The sequence below is a fragment of the Streptococcus sp. D7B5 genome (assembly GCF_029691405.1).
Taxonomy (GTDB): Bacteria; Bacillota; Bacilli; order Lactobacillales; family Streptococcaceae; genus Streptococcus.
The window spans coordinates 1,633,215-1,655,702 of sequence record NZ_CP121467.1 but is presented as its reverse complement, the minus strand read 5'-3'; the positions used below and the strand labels follow the sequence as shown (position 1 = coordinate 1,655,702).

At 41.5% G+C, this 22,488-nt stretch carries 37 protein-coding genes; all 37 read right to left on the bottom strand.

Features of this window, described 5'->3' with window-relative positions; translation table 11 throughout:
- Positions 1 to 11 precede the first annotated feature (11 nt).
- Complete coding sequence (locus tag P8P68_RS08120; RefSeq protein ID WP_007520800.1) at positions 12 to 947, bottom strand: DNA-directed RNA polymerase subunit alpha; 936 nt, start codon at positions 945 to 947, stop codon at positions 12 to 14.
- Between the two features lie 42 nt (positions 948 to 989).
- Positions 990 to 1,373 carry a 30S ribosomal protein S11 gene (gene rpsK, locus P8P68_RS08115; protein ID WP_001118385.1) on the bottom strand — a complete coding sequence of 128 codons (384 nt, stop codon included), beginning with the start codon at positions 1,371 to 1,373 and terminating at the stop codon, positions 990 to 992.
- A 17-nt stretch (positions 1,374 to 1,390) separates the two neighbouring features.
- Entirely contained in the window at positions 1,391 to 1,756 is a 366-nt protein-coding gene (gene rpsM / locus P8P68_RS08110; RefSeq protein WP_000090781.1) for a 30S ribosomal protein S13, read from the bottom strand.
- Positions 1,757 to 1,773: 17 nt separating this feature from the next.
- Positions 1,774 to 1,890 carry a 50S ribosomal protein L36 gene (rpmJ, locus tag P8P68_RS08105; RefSeq protein WP_001808836.1) on the bottom strand — a complete coding sequence of 39 codons (117 nt, stop codon included), beginning with the start codon at positions 1,888 to 1,890 and terminating at the stop codon, positions 1,774 to 1,776.
- A gap of 24 nt (positions 1,891 to 1,914) precedes the next feature.
- Complete coding sequence (gene infA / locus P8P68_RS08100; RefSeq protein WP_001029883.1) at positions 1,915 to 2,133, bottom strand: translation initiation factor IF-1; 219 nt, start codon at positions 2,131 to 2,133, stop codon at positions 1,915 to 1,917.
- A 116-nt stretch (positions 2,134 to 2,249) separates the two neighbouring features.
- Positions 2,250 to 2,888, bottom strand: coding sequence for an adenylate kinase (locus tag P8P68_RS08095; protein WP_001050433.1), 639 nt, complete (start codon positions 2,886 to 2,888; stop codon positions 2,250 to 2,252).
- Positions 2,889 to 3,033: 145 nt separating this feature from the next.
- Complete coding sequence (secY, locus tag P8P68_RS08090) at positions 3,034 to 4,344, bottom strand: preprotein translocase subunit SecY (protein ID WP_000465385.1); 1,311 nt, start codon at positions 4,342 to 4,344, stop codon at positions 3,034 to 3,036.
- A 12-nt stretch (positions 4,345 to 4,356) separates the two neighbouring features.
- Complete coding sequence (rplO, locus tag P8P68_RS08085; protein WP_000766089.1) at positions 4,357 to 4,797, bottom strand: 50S ribosomal protein L15; 441 nt, start codon at positions 4,795 to 4,797, stop codon at positions 4,357 to 4,359.
- Positions 4,798 to 4,941: 144 nt separating this feature from the next.
- Entirely contained in the window at positions 4,942 to 5,124 is a 183-nt protein-coding gene (gene rpmD / locus P8P68_RS08080) for a 50S ribosomal protein L30 (protein ID WP_000057241.1), read from the bottom strand.
- Positions 5,125 to 5,137: 13 nt separating this feature from the next.
- The gene (gene rpsE / locus P8P68_RS08075) at positions 5,138 to 5,632 is read right to left on the bottom strand and encodes a 30S ribosomal protein S5 (protein WP_000874204.1); all 495 of its coding nucleotides are present in this window, start codon (positions 5,630 to 5,632) and stop codon (positions 5,138 to 5,140) included.
- A 17-nt stretch (positions 5,633 to 5,649) separates the two neighbouring features.
- Positions 5,650 to 6,006, bottom strand: coding sequence for a 50S ribosomal protein L18 (rplR, locus tag P8P68_RS08070; protein WP_004251098.1), 357 nt, complete (start codon positions 6,004 to 6,006; stop codon positions 5,650 to 5,652).
- Between the two features lie 83 nt (positions 6,007 to 6,089).
- Positions 6,090 to 6,626 carry a 50S ribosomal protein L6 gene (gene rplF, locus P8P68_RS08065; RefSeq protein WP_000086626.1) on the bottom strand — a complete coding sequence of 179 codons (537 nt, stop codon included), beginning with the start codon at positions 6,624 to 6,626 and terminating at the stop codon, positions 6,090 to 6,092.
- A gap of 62 nt (positions 6,627 to 6,688) precedes the next feature.
- The gene (locus P8P68_RS08060) at positions 6,689 to 6,868 is read right to left on the bottom strand and encodes a hypothetical protein (RefSeq protein ID WP_000648250.1); all 180 of its coding nucleotides are present in this window, start codon (positions 6,866 to 6,868) and stop codon (positions 6,689 to 6,691) included.
- A 164-nt stretch (positions 6,869 to 7,032) separates the two neighbouring features.
- Positions 7,033 to 7,431: a 30S ribosomal protein S8 gene (rpsH, locus tag P8P68_RS08055; protein WP_000245504.1), complete on the bottom strand. Its 399-nt coding sequence runs from the start codon at positions 7,429 to 7,431 to the stop codon at positions 7,033 to 7,035.
- A 284-nt stretch (positions 7,432 to 7,715) separates the two neighbouring features.
- Positions 7,716 to 7,901 carry a type Z 30S ribosomal protein S14 gene (locus P8P68_RS08050; RefSeq protein WP_001085697.1) on the bottom strand — a complete coding sequence of 62 codons (186 nt, stop codon included), beginning with the start codon at positions 7,899 to 7,901 and terminating at the stop codon, positions 7,716 to 7,718.
- A 17-nt stretch (positions 7,902 to 7,918) separates the two neighbouring features.
- Positions 7,919 to 8,461 (bottom strand): 50S ribosomal protein L5, encoded by a 543-nt coding sequence (gene rplE, locus P8P68_RS08045; RefSeq protein WP_000013542.1) that lies wholly within the window; start codon positions 8,459 to 8,461, stop codon positions 7,919 to 7,921.
- 23 nt (positions 8,462 to 8,484) lie between these two features.
- Positions 8,485 to 8,790 (bottom strand): 50S ribosomal protein L24, encoded by a 306-nt coding sequence (gene rplX / locus P8P68_RS08040; protein WP_000497691.1) that lies wholly within the window; start codon positions 8,788 to 8,790, stop codon positions 8,485 to 8,487.
- Positions 8,791 to 8,882: 92 nt separating this feature from the next.
- Complete coding sequence (rplN, locus tag P8P68_RS08035; protein ID WP_000616545.1) at positions 8,883 to 9,251, bottom strand: 50S ribosomal protein L14; 369 nt, start codon at positions 9,249 to 9,251, stop codon at positions 8,883 to 8,885.
- A 25-nt stretch (positions 9,252 to 9,276) separates the two neighbouring features.
- Positions 9,277 to 9,537, bottom strand: a complete 261-nt coding sequence (gene rpsQ, locus P8P68_RS08030; RefSeq protein WP_000440801.1) for a 30S ribosomal protein S17 — start codon at positions 9,535 to 9,537, stop codon at positions 9,277 to 9,279.
- A gap of 24 nt (positions 9,538 to 9,561) precedes the next feature.
- Positions 9,562 to 9,768, bottom strand: coding sequence for a 50S ribosomal protein L29 (rpmC, locus tag P8P68_RS08025; protein WP_000772918.1), 207 nt, complete (start codon positions 9,766 to 9,768; stop codon positions 9,562 to 9,564).
- Positions 9,769 to 9,777: 9 nt separating this feature from the next.
- Positions 9,778 to 10,191, bottom strand: a complete 414-nt coding sequence (rplP, locus tag P8P68_RS08020) for a 50S ribosomal protein L16 (RefSeq protein WP_000960946.1) — start codon at positions 10,189 to 10,191, stop codon at positions 9,778 to 9,780.
- A 3-nt stretch (positions 10,192 to 10,194) separates the two neighbouring features.
- Positions 10,195 to 10,848 (bottom strand): 30S ribosomal protein S3, encoded by a 654-nt coding sequence (gene rpsC / locus P8P68_RS08015; RefSeq protein WP_000529936.1) that lies wholly within the window; start codon positions 10,846 to 10,848, stop codon positions 10,195 to 10,197.
- A gap of 12 nt (positions 10,849 to 10,860) precedes the next feature.
- On the bottom strand, positions 10,861 to 11,205 hold the full coding sequence (rplV, locus tag P8P68_RS08010; protein WP_000818137.1) for a 50S ribosomal protein L22: 345 nt from the start codon (positions 11,203 to 11,205) through the stop codon (positions 10,861 to 10,863).
- A gap of 11 nt (positions 11,206 to 11,216) precedes the next feature.
- Entirely contained in the window at positions 11,217 to 11,498 is a 282-nt protein-coding gene (rpsS, locus tag P8P68_RS08005) for a 30S ribosomal protein S19 (RefSeq protein WP_000533766.1), read from the bottom strand.
- 103 nt (positions 11,499 to 11,601) lie between these two features.
- Positions 11,602 to 12,435, bottom strand: coding sequence for a 50S ribosomal protein L2 (gene rplB / locus P8P68_RS08000; protein ID WP_000512910.1), 834 nt, complete (start codon positions 12,433 to 12,435; stop codon positions 11,602 to 11,604).
- 17 nt (positions 12,436 to 12,452) lie between these two features.
- The gene (locus P8P68_RS07995) at positions 12,453 to 12,749 is read right to left on the bottom strand and encodes a 50S ribosomal protein L23 (RefSeq protein WP_001055347.1); all 297 of its coding nucleotides are present in this window, start codon (positions 12,747 to 12,749) and stop codon (positions 12,453 to 12,455) included.
- A complete protein-coding gene (gene rplD / locus P8P68_RS07990) occupies positions 12,749 to 13,372 on the bottom strand; it encodes a 50S ribosomal protein L4 (RefSeq protein ID WP_000024537.1) in 624 nt (207 codons plus the stop codon). The genes P8P68_RS07995 and rplD overlap by 1 nt, the downstream gene beginning before the upstream one ends.
- Before the next feature lie 24 nt (positions 13,373 to 13,396).
- Positions 13,397 to 14,023, bottom strand: a complete 627-nt coding sequence (gene rplC / locus P8P68_RS07985; protein WP_000160197.1) for a 50S ribosomal protein L3 — start codon at positions 14,021 to 14,023, stop codon at positions 13,397 to 13,399.
- An 82-nt stretch (positions 14,024 to 14,105) separates the two neighbouring features.
- The gene (gene rpsJ / locus P8P68_RS07980) at positions 14,106 to 14,414 is read right to left on the bottom strand and encodes a 30S ribosomal protein S10 (protein ID WP_001284513.1); all 309 of its coding nucleotides are present in this window, start codon (positions 14,412 to 14,414) and stop codon (positions 14,106 to 14,108) included.
- A gap of 265 nt (positions 14,415 to 14,679) precedes the next feature.
- Positions 14,680 to 15,306, bottom strand: coding sequence for a phosphoribulokinase (locus P8P68_RS07975; protein WP_151399972.1), 627 nt, complete (start codon positions 15,304 to 15,306; stop codon positions 14,680 to 14,682).
- The gene (nrdG, locus tag P8P68_RS07970; protein ID WP_151399971.1) at positions 15,303 to 15,899 is read right to left on the bottom strand and encodes an anaerobic ribonucleoside-triphosphate reductase activating protein; all 597 of its coding nucleotides are present in this window, start codon (positions 15,897 to 15,899) and stop codon (positions 15,303 to 15,305) included. The genes P8P68_RS07975 and nrdG overlap by 4 nt, the downstream gene beginning before the upstream one ends.
- 4 nt (positions 15,900 to 15,903) lie before the next feature.
- Positions 15,904 to 16,404, bottom strand: a complete 501-nt coding sequence (locus tag P8P68_RS07965) for a GNAT family N-acetyltransferase (RefSeq protein ID WP_000423430.1) — start codon at positions 16,402 to 16,404, stop codon at positions 15,904 to 15,906.
- Between the two features lie 44 nt (positions 16,405 to 16,448).
- Positions 16,449 to 16,589 carry a hypothetical protein gene (locus tag P8P68_RS07960; RefSeq protein ID WP_000521624.1) on the bottom strand — a complete coding sequence of 47 codons (141 nt, stop codon included), beginning with the start codon at positions 16,587 to 16,589 and terminating at the stop codon, positions 16,449 to 16,451.
- Positions 16,590 to 16,600: 11 nt separating this feature from the next.
- Positions 16,601 to 18,808, bottom strand: a complete 2,208-nt coding sequence (gene nrdD / locus P8P68_RS07955) for an anaerobic ribonucleoside-triphosphate reductase (protein WP_000636179.1) — start codon at positions 18,806 to 18,808, stop codon at positions 16,601 to 16,603.
- A gap of 129 nt (positions 18,809 to 18,937) precedes the next feature.
- Positions 18,938 to 20,455, bottom strand: coding sequence for a hypothetical protein (locus P8P68_RS07950; protein WP_001103715.1), 1,518 nt, complete (start codon positions 20,453 to 20,455; stop codon positions 18,938 to 18,940).
- Positions 20,456 to 20,490: 35 nt separating this feature from the next.
- Positions 20,491 to 20,634, bottom strand: a complete 144-nt coding sequence (locus tag P8P68_RS07945; protein ID WP_000933183.1) for a hypothetical protein — start codon at positions 20,632 to 20,634, stop codon at positions 20,491 to 20,493.
- 75 nt (positions 20,635 to 20,709) lie between these two features.
- On the bottom strand, positions 20,710 to 22,242 hold the full coding sequence (gene cls / locus P8P68_RS07940) for a cardiolipin synthase (RefSeq protein ID WP_278275857.1): 1,533 nt from the start codon (positions 22,240 to 22,242) through the stop codon (positions 20,710 to 20,712).
- Positions 22,243 to 22,488: the final 246 nt, after the last annotated feature.

The window sequence follows — 22,488 nt, the reverse complement described above, 5'->3', positions numbered from 1 at the left end:
GTATTCCTCCTTTATTTATCTTTTAATCCAAGACCCAAGTCAATGAGTTTGAGTTTCACTTCTTCCAAACTCTTGCGTCCAAGATTTCGTACTTTCATCATCTCTGCTTCAGATTTTTCTGTCAAATCATGCACAGTGTTGATACCGGCACGTTTCAAACAGTTGTATGAACGCACAGACAAGTCCAGTTCCTCAATCGTACGATCCAAAATACGATCGTCAGATTCAGTATCAGCTTCTTTCATCACTTCAGTTGACTTAGCAATCTCAGTAAGATTTGTAAACAAATCAAGATGTTCTGTCAAGATACGTGCTGAAAGCCCTAAAGCATCTTCTGGAATAATTGTTCCATTAGTCAAGATTTCAAGGGTTAATTTGTCAAATCCATCATTGCTACCTACACGAGCAGGTTCAACTTGATAGTTGACTTTTGTAACTGGTGTATAAATAGAATCTACAGCAAGTGTTCCAACTGGTGCATTATCTTTTTTGTTTTCATCAGCAGGTACATATCCACGACCACTGTTAACAGTCATTGTCGCTTTTAGAGAAGAACCTTCACCGATTGTAAAGAGATAATGATCTGGATTTACAATCTCAACATCACTGTCAGTCAAAATGTCTCCAGCTGTAATTTCAGCAGGACCTTCAACGTCAAGTTCAATGATTTTTTCGTCTTCAACGTATGATTTCACTGCAATCCCTTTAATGTTCAGAATGATTTGCATCACGTCTTCACGAACACCTGGAACTGTGTCGAACTCATGCAAGACACCTTCAATGTTGATAGATGTCACTGCTGCTCCTGGTAGAGAAGCTAGTAGTACACGACGAAGAGAGTTACCAAGAGTTGTACCGTAGCCACGTTCAAGTGGTTCGATTACAAACTTGCCATAATCTTTATTTTCATCAATTTTTGTTATATTTGGTTTTTCAAACTCAATCATTTAGTTACTCCCTCTTAAACGAAAAGCAGTGTAATGCGATGATTATACACGGCGACGTTTTGGAGGACGAGCACCATTGTGTGGCACTGGAGTCACATCACGAATTGCTGTTACTTCAAGACCAGCGGCAGCAAGCGCACGAATAGCTGACTCACGACCAGAACCTGGACCTTTTACAGTAACTTCAACTGATTTAAGACCGTGTTCTTGTGCAGATTTAGCAGCAGCTTCAGAAGCCATTTGAGCAGCGAATGGTGTAGATTTACGAGAACCTTTGAAACCAAGAGCACCAGCTGATGACCAAGCAATTGCATTACCATGCACATCAGTAATCATAACAATAGTGTTATTAAATGTAGCGTGAATATGAGCAATACCAGATTCGATATTCTTTTTCACACGACGTTTACGTGTTGGTTTAGCCAAGACTTTTACCTCCTATATTATTTTTTCTTACCAGCAATCGCAACAGCTTTACCTTTACGAGTGCGAGCGTTGTTTTTAGTGTTTTGTCCACGGACAGGAAGTCCACGACGGTGACGAATACCACGGTAAGAACCGATTTCCATCAAACGTTTGATGTTCAAGTTTACTTCACGACGAAGGTCACCTTCAACTTTGATTGCATCCACTTCACGACGGATAGCATCCTCTTGATCTGATGTAAGGTCACGTACACGAACATCTTCTGAGATTCCAGCAGCAGCCAAAATTTTCTTAGATGTTGCAAGTCCGATACCATAAACGTAAGTCAATGAGATTACTACGCGTTTGTCATTTGGAATGTCAACTCCAGCAATACGAGCCATTTTTTCTCCTTTCTATCTTATCCTTGACGTTGTTTGTGTTTTGGATTTGCTGGGCAAATTACCATAACACGACCATTACGACGAATTACTTTACAGTATTCGCAAATTGGTTTGACCGATGGTCTTACTTTCATTTCTTATCCCTCCAAGTTTTTCGATTATTTAAAGCGGTAAGTGATACGTCCACGTGTCAAGTCATATGGACTCATCTCGACAGTAACACGATCTCCCGCTAAAATACGAATATAGTTTTTACGAATTTTACCAGAAACTGTTGCTAAAATCTGATGTCCATTTTCAAGTTCAACCGTAAACATTGCGTTAGGCATTGTATCGACTACTTTGCCTTCAACTTCAATCACATCGTCTTTTGCCACGCAAAAGCACCTCCATAAATTTCGATTCGATGCCTCTGAAAACAGAGACAACAATTATAAGTCAGACTATCTCAGTATAACATTTGTAGCGATTTTTTGCAAGTGTGAAAAACGCTTTATTTCAAATTTGTCAATACTTTTTCGATGTCTTTGAACACATCATTGATATCTTGATTTCCTTCGATATCGTGGACCAATCCTTTGGCACGGTAGTGAGCAATGATTGGTTCACCTTGGGCGATATTCACATCCAAACGACGCTTCACTGTCTCAGGTTTATCATCTTCACGTTGGTAATAATCTTCCTCTTTATAGTCAACTGGTGGGTTGAAAACTTTGTGGAAGGTTTCACCTGTTTCGCGGTGGATGATACGACCACTCAAACGTTCCAAGAGACAATCTGGGTTCACTTCGATATTGATCACGCCTTCTAGTTCGATACCAAGTTCCGCCAATGTTTTGTCCAAGGCATGAGCTTGTTCAATCGTACGTGGGTAACCATCCAACAAGAAACCTGTTTCCTTGATGTCGTCCTGAGAAAGGCGTTCTTTAACAATTCCATTTGTAACTTCATCCGGAACCAACTCACCTTTGTCAATATATGACTTGGCAAGTACACCCATTTCAGTTTGATTAGCCATAGCAGCACGGAACATATCTCCAGTTGAAATGTGTGCCACGTGGAATTGCTCCACAATTTTAGCTGCTTGCGTTCCCTTACCTGCTCCAGGTAAGCCCATAATCAAAAGATTCATGATAGGATCTCCTTATTTTGTATTTAAATAGAAGCAGAAATTCGTTTCAACCCCTATTTAAAAACAAAATAGAAGAGGGGAGACGAAAATCTCTCTGATAGATAGACCTTCATACTCCACTCTCTAAGCAAAAATAATTTTGCTTTTATTCTGTTTTATCCATGAAACCAACATACTTACGTTTCAATAGGTAACCTTCAAGTTGTTTGATTCCTTCGATACCGGTTGAGATAATGATCAAAAGACTAGTTCCCCCAAAAGCAACAGCTTCTGAAAGACCAAAGACATCTTTTGCCACAATCGGCAAGATTGAAATCACACCAAGGAAGATTGATCCGACAGTCGCAAGGCGACGAAGAAGTTTCGACATGAACTCTTCAGTTCCCTTACCAGGACGGACACCATGAATGTAGGCTCCACTCTTTTGCAAGTTTTCTGCTGCTTTCTCTGGATTGATCTGTACAAATGTATAGAAGAATGTAAAGAGAATGATCAACAAGGCATACATAGCAACACCTGTCGGAGATGTTGTAGATAACATTTCCTGTGCTGTACGTACCCAAGCCCAATCATGACCTGTAGCACTCAAAAACTGAAGAATGGCTGCAGGTGCTGCTGTAATGGAACTTGCAAAGATAACTGGGATAACCCCCGCTGGGTTTACCTTCAATGGAAGGTATGAGCTTGATGGGGCTCCTTGAGCAACTTTTGTATATTGGATTGGAATTTTATATTCTGCCTGTTGAACAAAGGTTGTAAAGTAAACAATCAACAAGACAGCGATAATCAAAATAACGACAAAGATAATAGATGAAGTCAAACGGCTACTTGGAATATTGACGAAGTAGTCAACATAGATGCCTTTAATCATCTCAGGAATTGAAGCAACAATACCTGCAAAGATGATCATAGAAACACCGTTACCGTATCCCTTATCTGTAATTTGTTCCCCGAGCCAAGTTACAATCATACTACCTGCTGTGAGGATAATACCGATAGTAACAAAGACTTGTGGTGTTAACGCTGTCGTTAATAATTTTGCTCCAGATAGAGTGTTAAATCCTGCTGTAATCCCGATAGATTGAACAAATGCAAGCACAAGTGCAATATAACGAGTAGCTTGGTTTAGTTTTCTCCGTCCTACTTCCCCTTGTTTACCCCATTCTACAAACTTCGGTAAAATATCCATTTGTAGCAATTGAACAACGATGGAAGCAGTGATATACGGACTTACTCCGAGTGCAAAAACGGAGAAGTTCTTCATGGCATTCCCTGAAACAAGACTAAGCATGTTCAAGAAAGATAAACCACTGAGAGCTTCCAAACTTTTTGCATTCACACCTGGAACAGTGATACTTGTCCCAATACGGAAAACAAGAATGATAAAAATCGTAAAGAGAATTTTTGATCGAACTTGTTTAACCTTGAGCGCTTCTTTTAGTAATTTAAAAAACATGGGTCACCTCTCTTAGATGACTTCTACAGAACCACCTTTAGCAGTGATAGCTTCCTCAGCTGATTTAGAAAATTTAGCTGCTTTCACAGTCAATTTCTTAGTCAACTCACCGTTACCAAGAATTTTAACTCCTGATTTTTCAGCTTTCACAATTCCTGCTTCGATAAGTACAACTGGAGTTACTTCTGCACCGTCTTCAAAGACGTTCAATTGGTCAAGGTTTACAATTGCGTATTCTTTAGCGTTGATGTTAGTGAATCCACGTTTTGGAAGACGACGGAACAATGGAGTTTGTCCACCTTCAAAACCAAGGCGAACTCCGCCACCGCTACGAGCTTTTTGACCTTTTTGACCGCGACCAGATGTTTTACCGTTACCTGATGAAGTACCACGACCAACACGGTTACGTACTTTACGAGAACCTTCTGCAGGTTTCAATTCATGAAGTTTCATTATTATTTTCTCCTCTTTTGTAAAATGCTAGCGCCGATAAGAGAGAAAAGGTTGTCTCCCTTATCAACTCGCCTATACATTGTCATCTTAGATGACTATATCTAGTTTTAGGGGATGAGTATTGCCACATCCCCTAAAAATTCATTAGTTTACTTCTTCAACTGTTACCAAGTGAGATACTGCAGTGATCATACCACGGATAGCAGCGTTGTCTTCTTTGATAACAGAGCTGTTCAATTTGCCAAGTCCAAGTGCTACAACAGTTTTACGTTGTGATGGAATGCGTCCGATTGGAGACTTAGTCAAAGTAATTTTAATTTGAGCCATTTTATCCCCTTTCTTATGCCAAATCAGAAACTGAAATACCACGAAGGGCAGCAACTTCTTCAGCGCGTTTCAATTGTTTCAAACCTTCAACAGTTGCGCGAACAATGTTGATTGGAGTGTTAGAACCAAGTGATTTAGATGTAATATCTGCCACGCCTGCCAATTCCACAACGGCACGAACTGCACCACCAGCGGCAACTCCAGAACCTTCTACAGCAGGTTTCAACAATACTTTAGCTCCACCGAATTCTGAAAGAACTTCGTGTGGGATTGTTGTTCCAACCATAGGAACCTCAATCAAGTTTTTCTTAGCATCTTCTACTGCTTTGCGGATTGCTTCTGGAACTTCTTGAGCTTTACCAGTACCAAATCCTACGCGACCGTTGTGGTCACCAACAACAACAAGAGCTGCGAAACGAAGACGACGTCCACCTTTAACAACTTTTGTAACACGGTTGACAGCAACTACGCGTTCTTCTAATTCAACTGCATTGTCTTTAAATGCCATTTTCTAGTGTCCTCCTATTAGAATTTCAATCCGTTTTCACGAGCTGCATCAGCCAAAGCTTTCACACGTCCGTGATATAGATATCCACCGCGGTCGAACACCACTTCTGAAATACCTTTAGCACTTGCACGTTCTGCAACGAGTTTACCGACAGCAACGGCTTGTTCAGTTTTAGTTCCTTTTGAAACTTCTTTGTCAAGAGTTGAAGCACTTGCGAGCGTTACACCCGCTACGTCATCAATCACTTGAGCGTAGATGCCTGTATTAGAACGAAATACGTTCAAACGTGGGCGATCAGCAGTTCCAGAGAGTTTTCCGCGAACGCGACGGTGGCGTTTTTGGCGGAGTTTGTTTTTATCTGGTTTAGAAATCACAGTTTTCACCTCTTTAGTTTTAAATCGTGTGCTATGCACTAAGTTGGAAAATAGGTTGGTGGTTAAAAATCAACCACTCAACATTATTTACCTGTTTTACCTTCTTTACGGCGAACGAATTCACCAACGTAACGGATACCTTTACCTTTATATGGTTCTGGTGAACGAAGGCTACGTACGTAAGCAGCCGTTTGACCAACTACTTCTTTTGAAATTCCGCTAACAACGATTGTTGTTGGGTTTGGAAGTTCAAAAGTAATTCCTTCTGGAGCTTCAACTTCGTCTGGATGAGATTTACCAACAGCCAAAACAAGTTTAGATCCTTGAAGTTGTGCACGGTAACCAACCCCGCGCATTTCAAGTTCTTTCTTGAATCCTTCTGATACACCAACAACCATGTTGTTCAAAAGGGCACGAGTAGTTCCGTGGATTGTTTTCATTTCTTTTGAATCGTTTGGACGGTGAAGAGTTACTTCAGTACCTTCCACACGAATTTCAATATCTTTTGAGAACTCACGAGTAAGTTCTCCTTTAGGTCCTTTTACAGTTACAACGTTGTCATTGTTAGTGATTTCAACACCAGCAGGCAACACGATAACTTTATTACCAATACGTGACATGTTTATTTTCTCCTGTTAAATTGTCAGGCCAGAATGGCCAGTTTTCACGGGGGGCATTCGGATTAGAGCAAACCTAGTTTCTTTCGAAAGGCTTTGACAAACTCCTGATATTCTGTCAATACATCAATAGCCGCAGGACTATAACCAATTTCACATAAAAGAGATACAAGGTCATCTTTTGACAATTCAGCCAAAGCGTCTTCTGCAACAATAAGTTTTTCATTCAATTCAGTAGCTTTCATCTTTTTCTCCTAAACTAATTTACTCTCTATTTAGCTGATCAGTAAATCAGCTAAATTGAACACGCTCTAAGAACTGTGCAAAATAGATAAGTTGGCTTGTTTGTAAACAAACTTCTCCAACTTCCTAATTTTGCTTTGTTCTTTACGAGCTTTGTATCTTGATTTTACCAAACGTAAGCGATAACTTCTCCACCAACATTCTTTTGGCGAGCTTCTTTATCAGTAAGCAAACCTTCAGAAGTTGAAAGGATAGCAATTCCAAGTCCGTTAAGAACTTTTGGAAGATCTTCACGTTTTTTGTAGACACGAAGTCCTGGTTTAGAAACACGTTTCAAGTTAGTGATAACTTTTTCACCGTTTGGTCCGTATTTAAGGAATACACGGATGATGCCTTGTTTGTCATCTTCGATGATTTCTACGTTCTTAACAAAACCTTCGCGTTTAAGGATTTCAGCAATCCCTTTTTTGATGTTTGATGCAGGCACTTCAAGTACTTCGTGTTTCGCTTGGTTAGCGTTACGAATACGGGTTAGGAAGTCTGCGATTGGGTCAGTCATAACCATTTTGTTTTTCTCCTCTTACTAGTAGTTTGCAAGTCGCACTTGCTAGTTAATACATGATACAAAGAGCGTGACAGCAAGAGCAAAAATAGGCAATTTGATGTAGGAGCGATGCTCCAAAACAAATTGGTCTTTTTTGCCAAAGCTGTAGCTCGTGTTCAAATTGGAAAGCCCAACTGAACCCGGGCTAAACTCTGTGTGAAAAAGATAAACTTTCCTAGAAACTTCAGTTTCTTCGTCAAGTTACCTATTTTCACTTGGAGTTTTTACGCCCTTGATATCTTAAATTACCAAGATGCTTTTGTTACACCAGGAATTTGTCCTTTGTAAGCTAATTCACGGAAGCAAACACGGCAAAGTTTAAATTTGCGGTAAACTGAATGTGGACGACCACATTTTTCACAACGAGTATAAGCTTGAGTAGAGAACTTCGCTGGACGTTTGTTCTTAGCAATCATTGATTTTTTAGCCATTAGATTTACCTCCTATATTATTTTGCAAAAGGCATTCCAAGGCCTGTAAGCAATGCACGTGACTCTTCGTCAGTGTTAGCAGTTGTTACGATAACGATGTCAAGACCACGAGTTTTGTCAACGTCATCAAAGTTGATTTCTGGGAAGATCAATTGTTCTTTCACGCCAAGAGTGTAGTTTCCGCGTCCATCAAATGATTTTGTTGGAACACCGTGGAAGTCACGCACACGTGGAAGTGAAACTGAAACCAATTTGTCCAAGAATTCGTACATACGTTCACCACGAAGGGTAACTTTTGCACCGATCGCTACACCTTCACGAAGACGGAAGCCGGCGATTGATTTTTTAGCTTTAGTGATAAGTGGTTTTTGACCTGAGATAAGTGCCAATTCTTCAGCAGCTTTTTCAAGACTTTTAGCGTTTGATACAGCTTCACCAACACCCATGTTCAAAACGATCTTATCTACTTTAGGCACAGCCATCACTGATGAGTAGTTGAATTGTTCTGTCAAAGCAGGAACTACTTCATTAAGATATTTTTCTTTTAAACGATTTGCCATTATACTTCTCCTTTCCTTCGTGATTAATCAAGCACTTCGCCTGATTTTTTGTTGTAGCGAACTTTTTTACCGTCTACAAATTTGTAACCAACACGACCAGCTACACCATTTTTGTCCAAAACTTGAACGTTTGATACGTGGATAGCTGCTTCTTTCTCGATGATACCACCTTGAGGAAGCTCGTTAGTTGGACGTTGGTGTTTCTTAACGATGTTAACACCTTCAACGATAACTTTGTTTACTTTTGGAAGGGCAGTAAGGACAACAGCTTCTGTTCCCTTATCTTTACCAGCAATTACGCGAACTTTGTCGCCTTTTTTTACAAACATTAGGTTTCTCCTTGATTTTTCTTACGCCCATAAGGGCACCCTAGCCTGAAGCTAGGGGACTAGTTTGTTTGTTTTTGCTCTGCGAAAATCAATTAAAGTACTTCTGGAGCAAGTGACACGATCTTCATGAAGCCACCTTCACGCAATTCACGTGCAACTGGGCCAAAGATACGTGTTCCGCGAGGAGTTTTGTCTTCACGGATGATAACTGCTGCGTTTTCGTCAAATTTGATGTATGAACCATCAGCACGACGAGCACCTGATTTAGTACGAACGATAACAGCTTTTACAACGTCACCTTTTTTAACCGCACCACCAGGAGTAGCTTGTTTTACAGATGCCACGATAACATCACCGATGTTTGCAAATTTACGTCCTGAACCACCAAGAACTTTGATAGTCAAGATTTCGCGCGCACCGCTGTTGTCTGCGACTTTCAAACGAGTTTCTGTTTGAATCATTTCAGTTTTCTCCTTTCAGGTTTGATTAGATGATGACCGCTTCTTCAACAACTTCTACAAGACGGAAACGTTTTGTAGCTGAAAGCGGACGAGTTTCCATGATACGTACGATATCGCCTTCTTTGGCAACATTGTTTTCATCATGTGCTTTGTATTTCTTAGAGTAGTTAATACGTTTACCATAGACTGGGTGGTTACGTTTTGTTTCAACTACAACTGTGATTGTCTTGTCCATTTTGTCAGATACAACACGTCCAACAAGAACTTTACGATTATTGCGTTCCATTGAAATTTCTCCTTCCCTAGTCTATTATTTCGCTTCAGATTGAACTGTTTTGATACGAGCGATTTGTTTTTTAACTTCTTTCAAGCGAGCTGTTTGTTCCAATTGACCAGTAGCAGCTTGGAAACGAAGTTCAAACAATTCTTTTTTCAATTCGTTTTCGCGCTTCGCGAGTTCTTCTTGAGAAAGACCACGAAGTTCTTTAACAAATTCTTTTACTTCATTAAGTTTCATGCCTTCTCCTTATTCTGCTTCACGTTTTACGAATTTACATTTAACTGGCAATTTGTGGCTTGCAAGACGAAGCGCTTCGCGAGCGATTTCTTCAGATACACCAGCGATTTCGAACATCACTTTACCACGTTTAACTGGTGCTACCCAACCTTCAGGTGCCCCTTTACCAGATCCCATACGCACACCGATAGCTTTAGCAGTGTATGATTTGTGTGGGAAGATTTTAATCCAAACTTTACCACCACGTTTCATGTAACGAGTCATGGCGATACGAGCAGCTTCGATTTGGCGGTTAGTGATCCAGTGGCTAGTTGTGGCTTGAAGACCGTATTCACCGAATGCTACTTCTTTTCCACCTTTTGCTTCACCGCGCATTTTTCCACGGAATTCACGACGGTGTTTAACACGTTTAGGTACTAACATTGGTTATTTACCTCCTTTAGTGTTTTTACGAGCTGGAAGAACTTCACCACGGTAGATCCATACTTTAACACCAAGTTTACCGTATGTAGTATCTGCTTCTTCCCAAGCGTAATCGATATCTGCACGAAGTGTGTGAAGTGGAACAGTTCCTTCAGAGTATCCTTCAGCACGGGCGATATCTGCACCGTTCAAACGACCTGATACTTGAGTTTTGATTCCTTTAGCTCCAGCACGCATTGCACGTTGGATTGCTTGTTTTTGTGCACGACGGAAAGCAACACGTTGCTCCAATTGACGAGCAATTCCTTCACCTACAAGGTGAGCATCCAAATCAGGTTGTTTGATTTCGATGATGTTGATGTGTACTTGTTTTCCAGTCAATTTGTTAAGTTTTGCACGGAGTGCATCAACGTTAGCACCACCTTTACCGATAACCATACCTGGTTTAGCAGTGTGAAGTGAAACGTTAACTTTGTTTACTGCGCGTTCAATTTCGATAGTTGAAACTGCTGCGTCAGCAAGTTCTTTTTGAACGAATTTACGGATTGCAAGATCTTCATGAAGGTAATCCGCGTATTCTTTTTCAGCATACCATTTGGCATCCCAATCACGGATGATGCCGACACGCATACCAATTGGATGTACTTTTTGACCCACGATGTTACCTCCTTATTTTTCTGCAACAGCCACAGTGATGTGAGCTGTACGTTTGTTGATTGGTGAAGCTGAACCTTTCGCACGTGGACGGAAACGTTTCATAGTTGGTCCTTCGTTTGCGAATGCTTCAGATACTACCAAGTTAGCTTTGTCCAAACCAAAGTTGTTTTCAGCGTTAGCTACAGCTGAATTCAAGACTTTCAAGATGATTTCAGCAGCTTTGTTTGGTGTGAATGTCAAGATTGCAATAGCATCGGCTACGCTTTTACCACGGATGTTGTCAAGAACAAGACGTGATTTACGAGGTGAAACACGTACTGTACGAGCCATTGCTTTAGCTGAAGTAATTTCTGCCATTTATGTTCTCCTTATTTTCTACGTGTTTTCTTGTCGTCTGCAGCGTGACCTTTGTAAGTACGAGTTGGTGCAAATTCACCAAGTTTGTGACCTACCATGTCCTCTTGGATGTAAACAGGTACGTGTTTACGTCCGTCATAAACTGCAATAGTGTAACCAATGAAACTTGGGAAGATCGTCGAACGACGTGACCAAGTTTTGATAACTTTTTTCTTTTCGTCGTTAGCTTGAGCTTCAACTTTTTTCATCAAATGCTCATCGACGAAAGGTCCTTTTTTAAGACTGCGTCCCATTTTTATATTTTCTCCTTTAAATGTTGTACCACAGCGGCTTGCGCTCACATGGAGCGCTACCGAGCTGGCGGATTTCCTAGTTGCTTAGGCGACTAGTTTACTATTATTTCTCGTTGCGACGACGAACGATAAGTTTGTCAGATTTCGCTTTCTTGTTACGAGTTTTAAGACCAAGAGCAGGTTTGCCCCATGGAGTAGATGGCGCTTTACGACCAACTGGTGCTTTACCTTCACCACCACCGTGTGGGTGATCGTTAGGGTTCATTACAGAACCACGAACTGTTGGGCGGATACCTTTCCAACGGCTACGTCCTGCTTTACCAAGGTTCACAAGTCCATGTTGTTCGTTTCCGACAACACCAACTGTTGCACGACAAGTTCCAAGAATCATACGTACTTCGCCAGATTGAAGACGAACAAGAACATATTTACCTTCTTGACCCAATACTTGAGCAGAAGCTCCAGCTGCACGTACCAATTCTCCACCACGACCTGGTTTCAACTCGATGTTGTGGATCAAAGTACCAACTGGGATGTTAGCAAGTGGAAGTGCGTTTCCGACTTTGATATCTGCTTCTGGACCTGAAACGATACGTTGACCAACTTCAAGACCTTTTGGAGCGATGATGTATGCTTTCACACCGTCAGTGTAGTGTACAAGGGCGATGTTTGCAGAACGGTTTGGATCGTACTCGATTGTTTTAACAACAGCTTCAACGTTGTCTTTGTTACGTTTGAAGTCAACCAAACGGTAGAAACGTTTGTGTCCACCACCTTGGTGACGAACAGTGATACGACCGTTGTTGTTACGACCAGCCTTGCTCTTCAAAGCAACAAGCAATGATTTTTCAGGAGTGCTTGTTGTGATTTCAGCGAAATCCAAAGAAGTCATATTACGGCGACCGTTTGTTGTTGGTTTATAAACACGAATTCCCACGATATTTCCTCCTTAGATTATTCAGCTTCAGCAGCAAACAACTCGATTGCTTTTGAATCAGCTGTAAGTGTGATGATAGCTTTTTTAGTTTTGTTAGTAAAACCAGTGTAACGTCCAACACGTTTAGCTTTTGGTTTTACGTTGATTGTGTTAACGTTGGCAACTTTAACACCTTCGAAAGCAGCTTCAACAGCTTGCTTGATCAAAAGTTTGTGTGCACGAGTGTCAACTTCAAATACATATTTCCCTGCTTCAAGTTGAGCCATTGAGCTTTCAGTGATAACAGGTTTTTTGATAACATCATACAAATTCATTATGCAAGAACCTCCTCGATTTTAGAGATAGCTGCTTGTGTGACAAGAAGTTTGTCGCTATTTGCGATGTCAAGAACACTTGCAGTTGTAGCAGTTGCAACTTTCACGTTTGGAAGGTTACGAGCTGAAAGAGCTGCGAATTCATTTCCTTCTTCAAGGATAACAAGAACTTTTGAATCGATGCTCAATGCTGCAAGAACTTTTGCAAATTCAGCAGTTTTTGGAGCTGTAAATGAAAGAGCGTCTACAGCTACGAATTTGTTTTCAGCAACTTTTTCAGAGTAAACTGATTTAAGAGCTAGGCGACGAACTTTTTGTGGAAGTTTGTAGCCGTATGAACGTGGAGTTGGCCCGAAGACAACACCACCACCACGCCATTGTGGTGAGCGGATAGAACCTTGACGAGCACGTCCAGTTCCTTTTTGACGCCATGGTTTGCGTCCACCACCTGATACTGCAGAGCGGTTTTTAACAGCGTGTGTTCCTTGACGAAGACTTGCGCGTTGGCTGATGATCACATCAAACACAACTGATTCATTTGGTTCGATACCAAATACTGCATCGTTAAGAACAACTTGGCCAGCTTCTTTACCAGTTTGGTCAAATAATGTTACGTTTGCCATTGTGACTGATTTCCCCTTTCTTTATTATTTACCAGCTTTAACTGCTGATTTGATAGTGATAAGAGATTTCTTAGCACCTGGTACGTTACCTTTGATAAGGATAACGTTCTTTTCTGGAACAACTTGTACAACTTCAAGGTTTTGAATTGTTACGCGGTCGCCACCCATACGTCCTGCAAGGTTTTTACCTTTGAACACGCGGTTAGGTGCAACAGGTCCCATAGAACCTGGACGACGGTGGTAACGAGAACCGTGAGCCATTGGTCCACGTGATTGTCCGTGGCGTTTGATAACACCTTGGAAACCTTTACCTTTAGAAGTACCAGTTACGTCAACAACGTCTCCAGCTGCGAATGTTTCAACTGTGATTTCAGCACCAACTTCCAAGCCTTCAACGTTTTTGAATTCACGAATGAAGCGCTTAGGAGCCGTGTTAGCTTTCGCTACATGTCCTTTAGCAGGTTTGTTGCTCAATACTTCGCGTTTGTCATCGAAACCAACTTGGATAGCGTTATATCCGTCTGTTTCTACAGTTTTAACTTGAAGAACAACGTTTGGAGTTGCTTCAATAACTGTTACAGGGATCAATTCGCCAGCTTCAGTGAAGATTTGAGTCATTCCCACTTTTTTCCCTAAGATTCCTTTTGTCATGAGAAAATAGTTCCTTTTCTATATTTTTTATTCAAAAAGTTTTTAACGAGCGTTTTTCATGCTCAAGGTTTCAAGCTTTGGATTAAAGCTTGATTTCTACGTTTACACCACTTGGAAGATCCAATTTCATCAACGCATCAACTGTTTTTTGAGTTGGGTTAACGATATCGATCAAACGTTTGTGTGTACGCATTTCAAATTGTTCGCGAGAGTCTTTGTATTTGTGAGTCGCACGAATGATTGTGTAGAGGCTACGTTCAGTTGGAAGTGGGATTGGACCCGCAACTTGTGCACCTGTACGAGTAGCTGATTCTACGATTTTTGCAGCCGCTGTGTCAAGCGTACGGTGTTCGTATGCTTTCAAACGGATACGGATTTTTTTGTTTGCCATCTTTTTCTCCTTTTCGTCTATTTAAGATAATAGGCTAGCTCCACAAGAAAACCGACGCGCGTTGCGTGGCAATGCAACCGAGCGTGTCGCAACCTCTTGCATCAAAGCTAAGGCTGTAATTTACAGCACCATAATAGAATAACACAAAGCCCCTGCGATTGCAAGGGATTTGTGAGCTTTTTTTCGTTTTTTTAGGATGAAACTGTTTTCTCTTTTCATCTTTCCAAGATTACGGATTTATATCTATAAAAAACTACCTTTTCTTCTATATAATGTGTGTCATTTTGACCTTGAATGTATCTTCTGATTGATCTACTAAAATGTCCGCTTTAGACTCGGTTTCTCTATAGTATCGCAGATACTGCTCCCGTCTCATCTGATGGCTAGCTAATACAAAAGATGCATCGCGATTTCTCATAGTCGTATCTCGAGCTAAGCGCCTCTTTAATTCGGTCTCCTCATCCGTGTAGAAACAGATGGTTTTGTCAAAGAGTTTCTCGGGTAGAAAGCCCACAGACATCCCTTCAACAATCAGAATTGGCTTTGCTCCAGACAAGATTTCACTAGCCTTCCACGGTTCATCGATTGTCAGGACATCCATACCTGCCTGCAAGGCGAGAATATCTCTCTGTAAACTTGCCAGTTCATGCGACACTGGCAGACAAGCTGTCACCTTTTGATCTGGTGCTTGCTTTGGTACTACCAGGTGACGTTCCGAGGTGATATAGGGATCTGTTTCTAGCAAATTTACTGTAGTAGAATCTAGGGTTTGATATAATTCCTGTGCAAAGGTTGACTTACCTGAAGCCCCATGACCGTAGATTCCTAGTGTCCTAACTTTTCCCGTTTCGATCTCTGAAACCAGTTGTTCTATCAGGTCTTTTTTCTTCATTCTCTCTTCACCTGTTCATAGCTTTCTTTTCCGTCATTAAGCTTGTCCCAAATCACCGCTTGCCCACTTTTGAGAGATTTTTGCACATCGATAATCCGTTGATTGGACGAACCTCGAAACTGGAGCATGAGATTGCGTTTGCTTTTATCATACCGTCCATCGACAAGGATGTCAATCAATGATAAGAGTTCCAGTTTATCTGGAGTCTCCAGCATCATTTCTTCCCAAGTATAACCCGTCCAGGACCAGATGTCTTTTTCTGGTAATTCCTTTCGAATGCGCTTAACGAGAGGCAAGAGAATGCCCGTATTAAGAAAGGGTTCTCCTCCTAGCAGGGTCAATCCTTGAACATAGGGTTGGGCAAGGTCTTCCATGATTTGTTCTTCTAATTCTGCCGTATAGGGAATGCCTGCGTTGAAAGACCAAGTCGCAACATTATAGCACCCCTCGCAGTGAAACATGCAACCTGATACATAGAGAGAGTTTCGCACACCTTCTCCATCGACAAAGTTAAAGGCCTTATAATCAATGATCCGCCCTTTACTAAGCTCCTCACTTTTCCATTCACCTGGTTTTGGTGTATTCCATGTCATCCTTTTACTCCAAATCTATCCAGTAACGTTCTACACCATTGCGAACATCCTCAAACACCCCGCCATTTGCCACAATCACTGCTCTACTAGCAGGGTTTTCTGTGCTACAGGTCACAAGCGCTTTTTTGATGTTCTTTCCCTTGGCGACTTGCAAGCCTTGTCGGAGAGCTTCTTTGGCATAACCTTTGCCTCTTTCAGAGGGGCGAACGGAATAGCCGATATGCCCACCATTTTCTAGTAAGTAGTCATTTAATCGGAGACGAAGGTTGAGAAAGCCAAGAGCCTGGCCTGCTATGTCAAAACTAACCAGCTGGATAGCAGGAACCCAGTTTTCAGGAATATTGAGTCCCGCTTCCGCTTGAAGATTTTCTTCTAACCACTCTTCATAAACAAAATTCTCAGCATCCCAAAATCCACCGTCGTGAGGGGACTGTGCTTGTTCAAACTCTGCCATCATCTCTAAAATCGCTTCTTTATCTTCCAAACTTGGTCTGCGTAGTTCCATATTTCCCTCCCACCTAAGAGAAAAGTGAGAGCAGACTCTCACTTTTATTTTTTCTTTTTCTTGTTTAAAAACTGTTCTCTGAGGTTGAGCAAGCGTTCTTTTTTACCTGTTCCACCTTTCGAGTGTTTCTCGTGATAACGGGTCACTTGTGCGCGTCCCTTATCGTCTAATTGGTATTTCCCCATTCCATTTCCTTCTAATTTGTTACTTCATGTCCAGCTGTTTTGATAGTAGAGCCATTCATGTGTTTGACACGCGCAGCGATTTCCTTGTGGCGTCCATTAACCATCGGACGCGCTTGAGGATTTCCCAGATAACCACACGTACGTTTGACCACGTCTACTGTTTTAGGGTCGCTATTGCCACAGTTGGGACAAGCGAATCCTCGCTCAGTTGGTTCAAAATCCCCTTCAAAGTCGCACTTGTAGCAACGATCAATCGGAGTATTGGTCCCTAGATAACCGACACGGTCATAGGCATAGTCCCAAACAGCTTCCAAGGCTTTAGGATTTTGTTGAAGAACTGGATACTCACAATAATGGATGAAACCACCTGACGCACCTGCTTCTGGGTAAACTTTCTCAAAGTCTAATTTTTCAAACGGTGTTGGATTTTTACGAACATCGTAGTGGAAAGAGTTGGTGTAGTATTCCTTGTCCGTGATGTCAGGAATAGAGCCGAACTTCTCTGTATCCAAGCGACAGAAGCGGTCTGTCAGACTTTCAGACGGTGTGGAGTAGATAGAGAAATGGTAACCATATTGGTCAGACCACTCTTCCACACGACGTTTCATATCACGAATAATATCCAGTGTGAATTCCTTGGCTTCAGGATTGCTTTCCCAGCTATTTCCAAAGAAGACTGTAGCCACTTCGTACAAACCGATGTAGCCCAGCGAAACTGTCGCACGGCGATTCTTAAAGAGTTGGTCAACACTTTCTTCTTTTCCGAGACGGCGACCGAAGGCTCCGTACTGATAGAGGATAGGGGCATTCGCTGGTGTTGCTTCCTTGGTCCGTTCAACACGGTAAACCAGAGCATCTTCTGCGATATTCATCCGCTCATTGAAGATTTCCCAAAACTTATTCAGATCCCCTTCAGACTCGAGGGCGATACGAGGCAGATTGACCGTCACAACACCTAGATTCATCCGACCTGAATTGACCTCAACACCATTTTCATCTTTCCAGCCTTGGAGGAAGGAGCGACAGCCCATAGGAACCTTGAAAGAACCTGTCAGCTCGATAATCTTATCATAGGACAAGACATCAGGGTACATCCGCTTGGTTGCACACTCGAGAGCCAACTGTTTGATGTCATAGTTCGGAGTCCCTTCTTCCAAGTTAAGGCCTCTTTTCAACGTAAAGATGAGTTTAGGGAAGATGGCTGTACGATGTTCTGATCCAAGACCCTTGATACGAATGGTTAAAATAGCTTTTTGAATTTCACGCTCAAAACGATTGGTTCCCAGACCAAAACCGAGCGAAGTAAAAGGTGTTTGGCCATTTGAAGTGAAGAGAGTGTTGATTTCATACTCGAGAGATTGCATGGCATCGTAGATGTCTTTTTGGGTTTTCTTCCAAGCATAATCTTCCCGTTTGTCAGGCAAGACCCACTCTTCCGCATCTTTGAGGTGTTTTTGGTAATTCTTCTCCGCATACGGAGCCAAGACTTCATCGATACGGTCAGCTGAGCAACCCCCGTACTGGCTAGAAGCAACATTGGCGATGATTTGTGAAATTTGAGCTGTCGCAGTCTGGATAGACTTGGGACTCTCTACCTCTGCATTTCCAATCTTAAAACCATTTTCCAGCATGCCTTTAAAATCAATCAAACAGCAGTTGGTCATCGGAGTGTAGGGGCTGTAGTCCAAGTCATGATAGTGGATATCCCCTTTTTGGTGAGCATTAGCTACGTGCTTAGGAAGCATTTGTAGCCCGATTGATTTCCCAACAATCCCTGCTGTCAAATCACGTTGGGTGTTGAAGACATCGCTGTCTTTATTAGCATTTTCATTAACAACTGCTTGATCTTTATTGAGAAGTTTATGGATACTAAAGTTGATATCTGTCGCTTTTGAGCGCTCAAAATCCCTTTGTGTCCGATAAGTGATATACTCCTCAGCCAGCGCATACTCTTTGGCTTCAAGGAGTTCATGTTCTACGACATTTTGAATTTCGTAAATCTTGACACCTTGAGGGAAGCGGCTGTGAATTTCCGTCACGATTCTTTCAACTAGACCATTTAGGCGTTTTTCTACTAGAGGCGTAACGTCCATAACCTTTTCCGCCGCCTTGTGGAGAGCCTTGTCAATCTTGTCTACATCAAACACCACACGTCTACCATCTCGTTTTTCAACGAACAAGGTGGGAACGGTTGCAAGCTTTTCTTCTAATACAATCATATCCATGCTCTTTTCTAAAATATTGTTGAATTGTTTATATTCAGTATTATACCACTCTAAAAATAAAAATCAATATCTTGTGTTAAAAATCCTAAAAATTTTAAAATTCCACAAGATATTGATTTTTTGTTATTTTGATTTATATAGTTTGAACTCGCTAGTATCTGTCTGAACAAGCTCATAGTTTTCACTGATCCAGCTCTCTACATCTGACCACAAGGCAACTTTTTGATTGACCACAATCATCTTCGGTTGATTCTCTTTCAGGTCATTCATCAGTTTAGTTTTATTTTCATCGCTTGCAGTATAGAGTGTTGGAGTTGATAGAGAAGTTGGCGCCAAGCGCTCACTGGTACGGTAGAAATCAGGACGATCATCCCAAGCATAGACACGATCCTCAGAACTCGTTTGTTGTTTAACCACGCTAGCAAGACGGTCTCTCTCCTGATAAGTCGCTGGGTGCGAAAGGTAGCGACTCACGATAGGAAGAACAATAAGGTAGGCAAGGGCAATCAGTGGTAGATAGAAATTTCCTTTAAGGAAAGAAGTTTGTTTCTCACGTCTTCTTCTACGACGACCGCCTCCATCCGAAACATCTTCCTTGATTCCTGTCAGAAGGAGCAAGACCAAGAAAGGAATTAGCACCACAAGACGAGTACCGTTGATAGGTTCTTTGGAGAGAATCAAGATTCCCAAAGAAACCAACAATCCCAAGCTAGCAGCAATTGAGAGGGCATATTGCTTGGCTGGTTTTGACTGGAACAAGCCTGTAAAGAGCAAGACAAGGGAACCTAATCCAATAGCAAGCAAACCGTAGAAGGCTGCATTTTCAAGCAAATGCGAATTTGAAAAGAGGCTAAGAGTATTTACCGGATACAAGGTCTGGCTAATGGCATCTCCAAAACTACCTGTCCACACTGTATAGTAGCCTAAAGGATAGAATAAGAGTGAAAATCCTAGGGCTGACGCAAAGAACTGATATAAGCCATGAACAAAGTGACCTTTAGCTAGATTATAGCCGATGATGCCCAAGGCCAGTACAGCCGCAAACAAGACGGTTGGGATTGGCGCAAGGAAGAAAGCGAGAGCAAGGCTCATCCCCACTCGTACAAATCCTTTATCATCCTTTGGAAAAGCTAGATAATTTGTAACGATACTCAATGAATAAAATAGGAAAGGCAGGGCTAGCAAGAGAGCATAACCGCCACCAAAAGCGAGGCCCGCTACAAGCAAGTATAGAATAAAGACAACTCGCTTCGCTTCATTTTCTTGGCCGACAAGAGTATCCGCAGCCTTAAAAAGAAAAACACCTGCTCCAAACAAAGCCAACCACTCAACCAAAGCAATCAGAATACTGCCTTGAAAAAGGTAGGTTAGCACATAATAGAGCAATCCCTCCGTCCCAAAATAATCTGTATACATTTGACCATTTTGATGCAAGGCCCAACCGGTATAAAGATCCTGGGTTTGTTGCGGACTGACTAAACCAAAAATATTAGGTAGGGCAACCGAAATGGCTGTGGCCACTAAACTCCAAAGCAAAATACTAAAAAAGGGAATGGGAGCTCCTTCTCGTTTCTCTGGCACTGACCAGTCTTGGTAATGAGATTCTTCTTGTTTCTCATCTATTTTCCCGTATACGTTCATTCAATTTCTCCTCTAAGTTTATCTGTTTTAGTATATCAAAATCTTACAGGAATGTCAGCTTGGGATTGATATTTGCTGAATTTCTTATTCAATATCGCAAAGCGTTCGATTTCACGAAAACGGTGAAATCGGCTGTTTCTATACTCTCTGATAAAATCATCATCTTCTAGATTAAGCATGGTTTTCTCCTTTACTTATCTATTCGTAAGAAGACAAAAATAAGATCCAGCCTTGGGCTAGATCTTGGTTGATTGTCAAAGCATAGGTGCAAACAACTGGACAATTTCCTTGATCAGGCTTTGATACCAGCTTGTTTTGATGGTGTGGGGATAAATTTCTTGAGAAACTTTAAAAATCTCTTCGAAGTCCCTTTCAATATCGATGATAGACTGCGTTCTATAAAGTAAGACGGCATTTTCATAGTGGTGAAGCAAGCTACGATAGTCAAAATTGATGGTCCCCACGGTGGCTGCCTCTCCATCGACAAGTATTTGCTTGCTATGAAGGAATCCCGGACTGTACTCATAAATACGAACCCCAGCAGATAGCAAATCTGGATAGGCTCCCCGAGTAACTAACTGAATAACCTTCTTATCTGGGATACACGGCGTCACAATTCGCACATCTACCCCTCTCAGAGCTGCATTTTTGATACTTTCGGTGAGATCATAGTCCGCAATCAGATAGGGAGTCGTGATGTAGACGTAATCTGTAGCTTGATTGATAAGATTTTGATAGACCGTTTTTCCAACCTGGGCTCGGTAGATGGGTTTTGGTCCACTACTATAGGGAATACAGAGCCCCATCCCATCTTTTGGTTGATTTTCGAGATGGTATTGGTCAAAGTCACTAATCTCCCCACGGTTGATATACCATGCAGATAAAAAGAGTCTGGTAAAAGCCTTAACTGCCGGTCCATCCAGACGAATACCGCTATCCTTCCAATAACCAAAGCGTTCGATATGGTTGATATACTCATCGGCCAGATTGACACCACCTGTATAGGCAATTTGACCATCTATAATCATGATTTTACGGTGATCACGGTTGTTATAAGCAACGGTCAAACGTGGAATCACCTTGTTAAATTTGTGGGCTTCAATCCCTCGACCACGAAGCTGGATGGTGTAATCTCCAGGCAAGGTTGCCATACAACCAATATCATCATAGAGAAGCTTCACTTCTACACCTTGAGCTACCTTTTCTTCCAAAATCTCCAAAATACTATTCCACATCAAACCTTCTTCGATGATATAGTATTCGAGAAAGATAAACTTCTCAGCTTTCTTGAGATCCTCTAGCATCTGATGCCACATGCTTTCACCAGATGCAAAAAATTGTGTATCCGTTCGATCATAGACATCGGCATTCGTGTCCATGCTGAGGAGTGATTTGATAACGCCGTAAGCCGACTTGTCTTGTTCCTTTAACTCCAAACGGAGAGCTCTGCTATTGTCCTCTCGATCAACCATTGATTGGAGCTGCTTTAGCTGCTTTATTTCTTTTTTAGATAAACGGCGCTCTCCAAACATGATATAGAGTAAGGGGCCAAACACTGGCACAAAGGCTACTAACAGCCATGTTACCTTACTCTCAGGATTCATGGACCGATTAACAATCGATACAATGGTCGCTAAACTCACTAAAATGACTAGGATAATCCAGACAATTGGAGCCATCTGCCCTAGATAGAGAAATAAACCAAAGATGATAAACAACTCTGCCAACATGATGGTAATACTGAAACCATATTTGGACATGAGTAGCTGCATTTTTCTAGCTGTCATACATCCCCCTTCCTTTTCTAACATTCTCCTTAACTGCTTGATAAACTACTGTTTCTACTAGTATACCTCAGTTCAGGGGTAGATGGCAACCTTTTACCTTTTTCTATTCAAACTATTCCAAGAACTGCAAGATTCTTAAATTACTCCTTCACTATATGACGTGCTATCCCTTTTTATCTTTTTAACTAGGGTATTAAGAAACTTAAAAAGAACTACCAAAATGATAGTTCTTTCCAATATTATTTA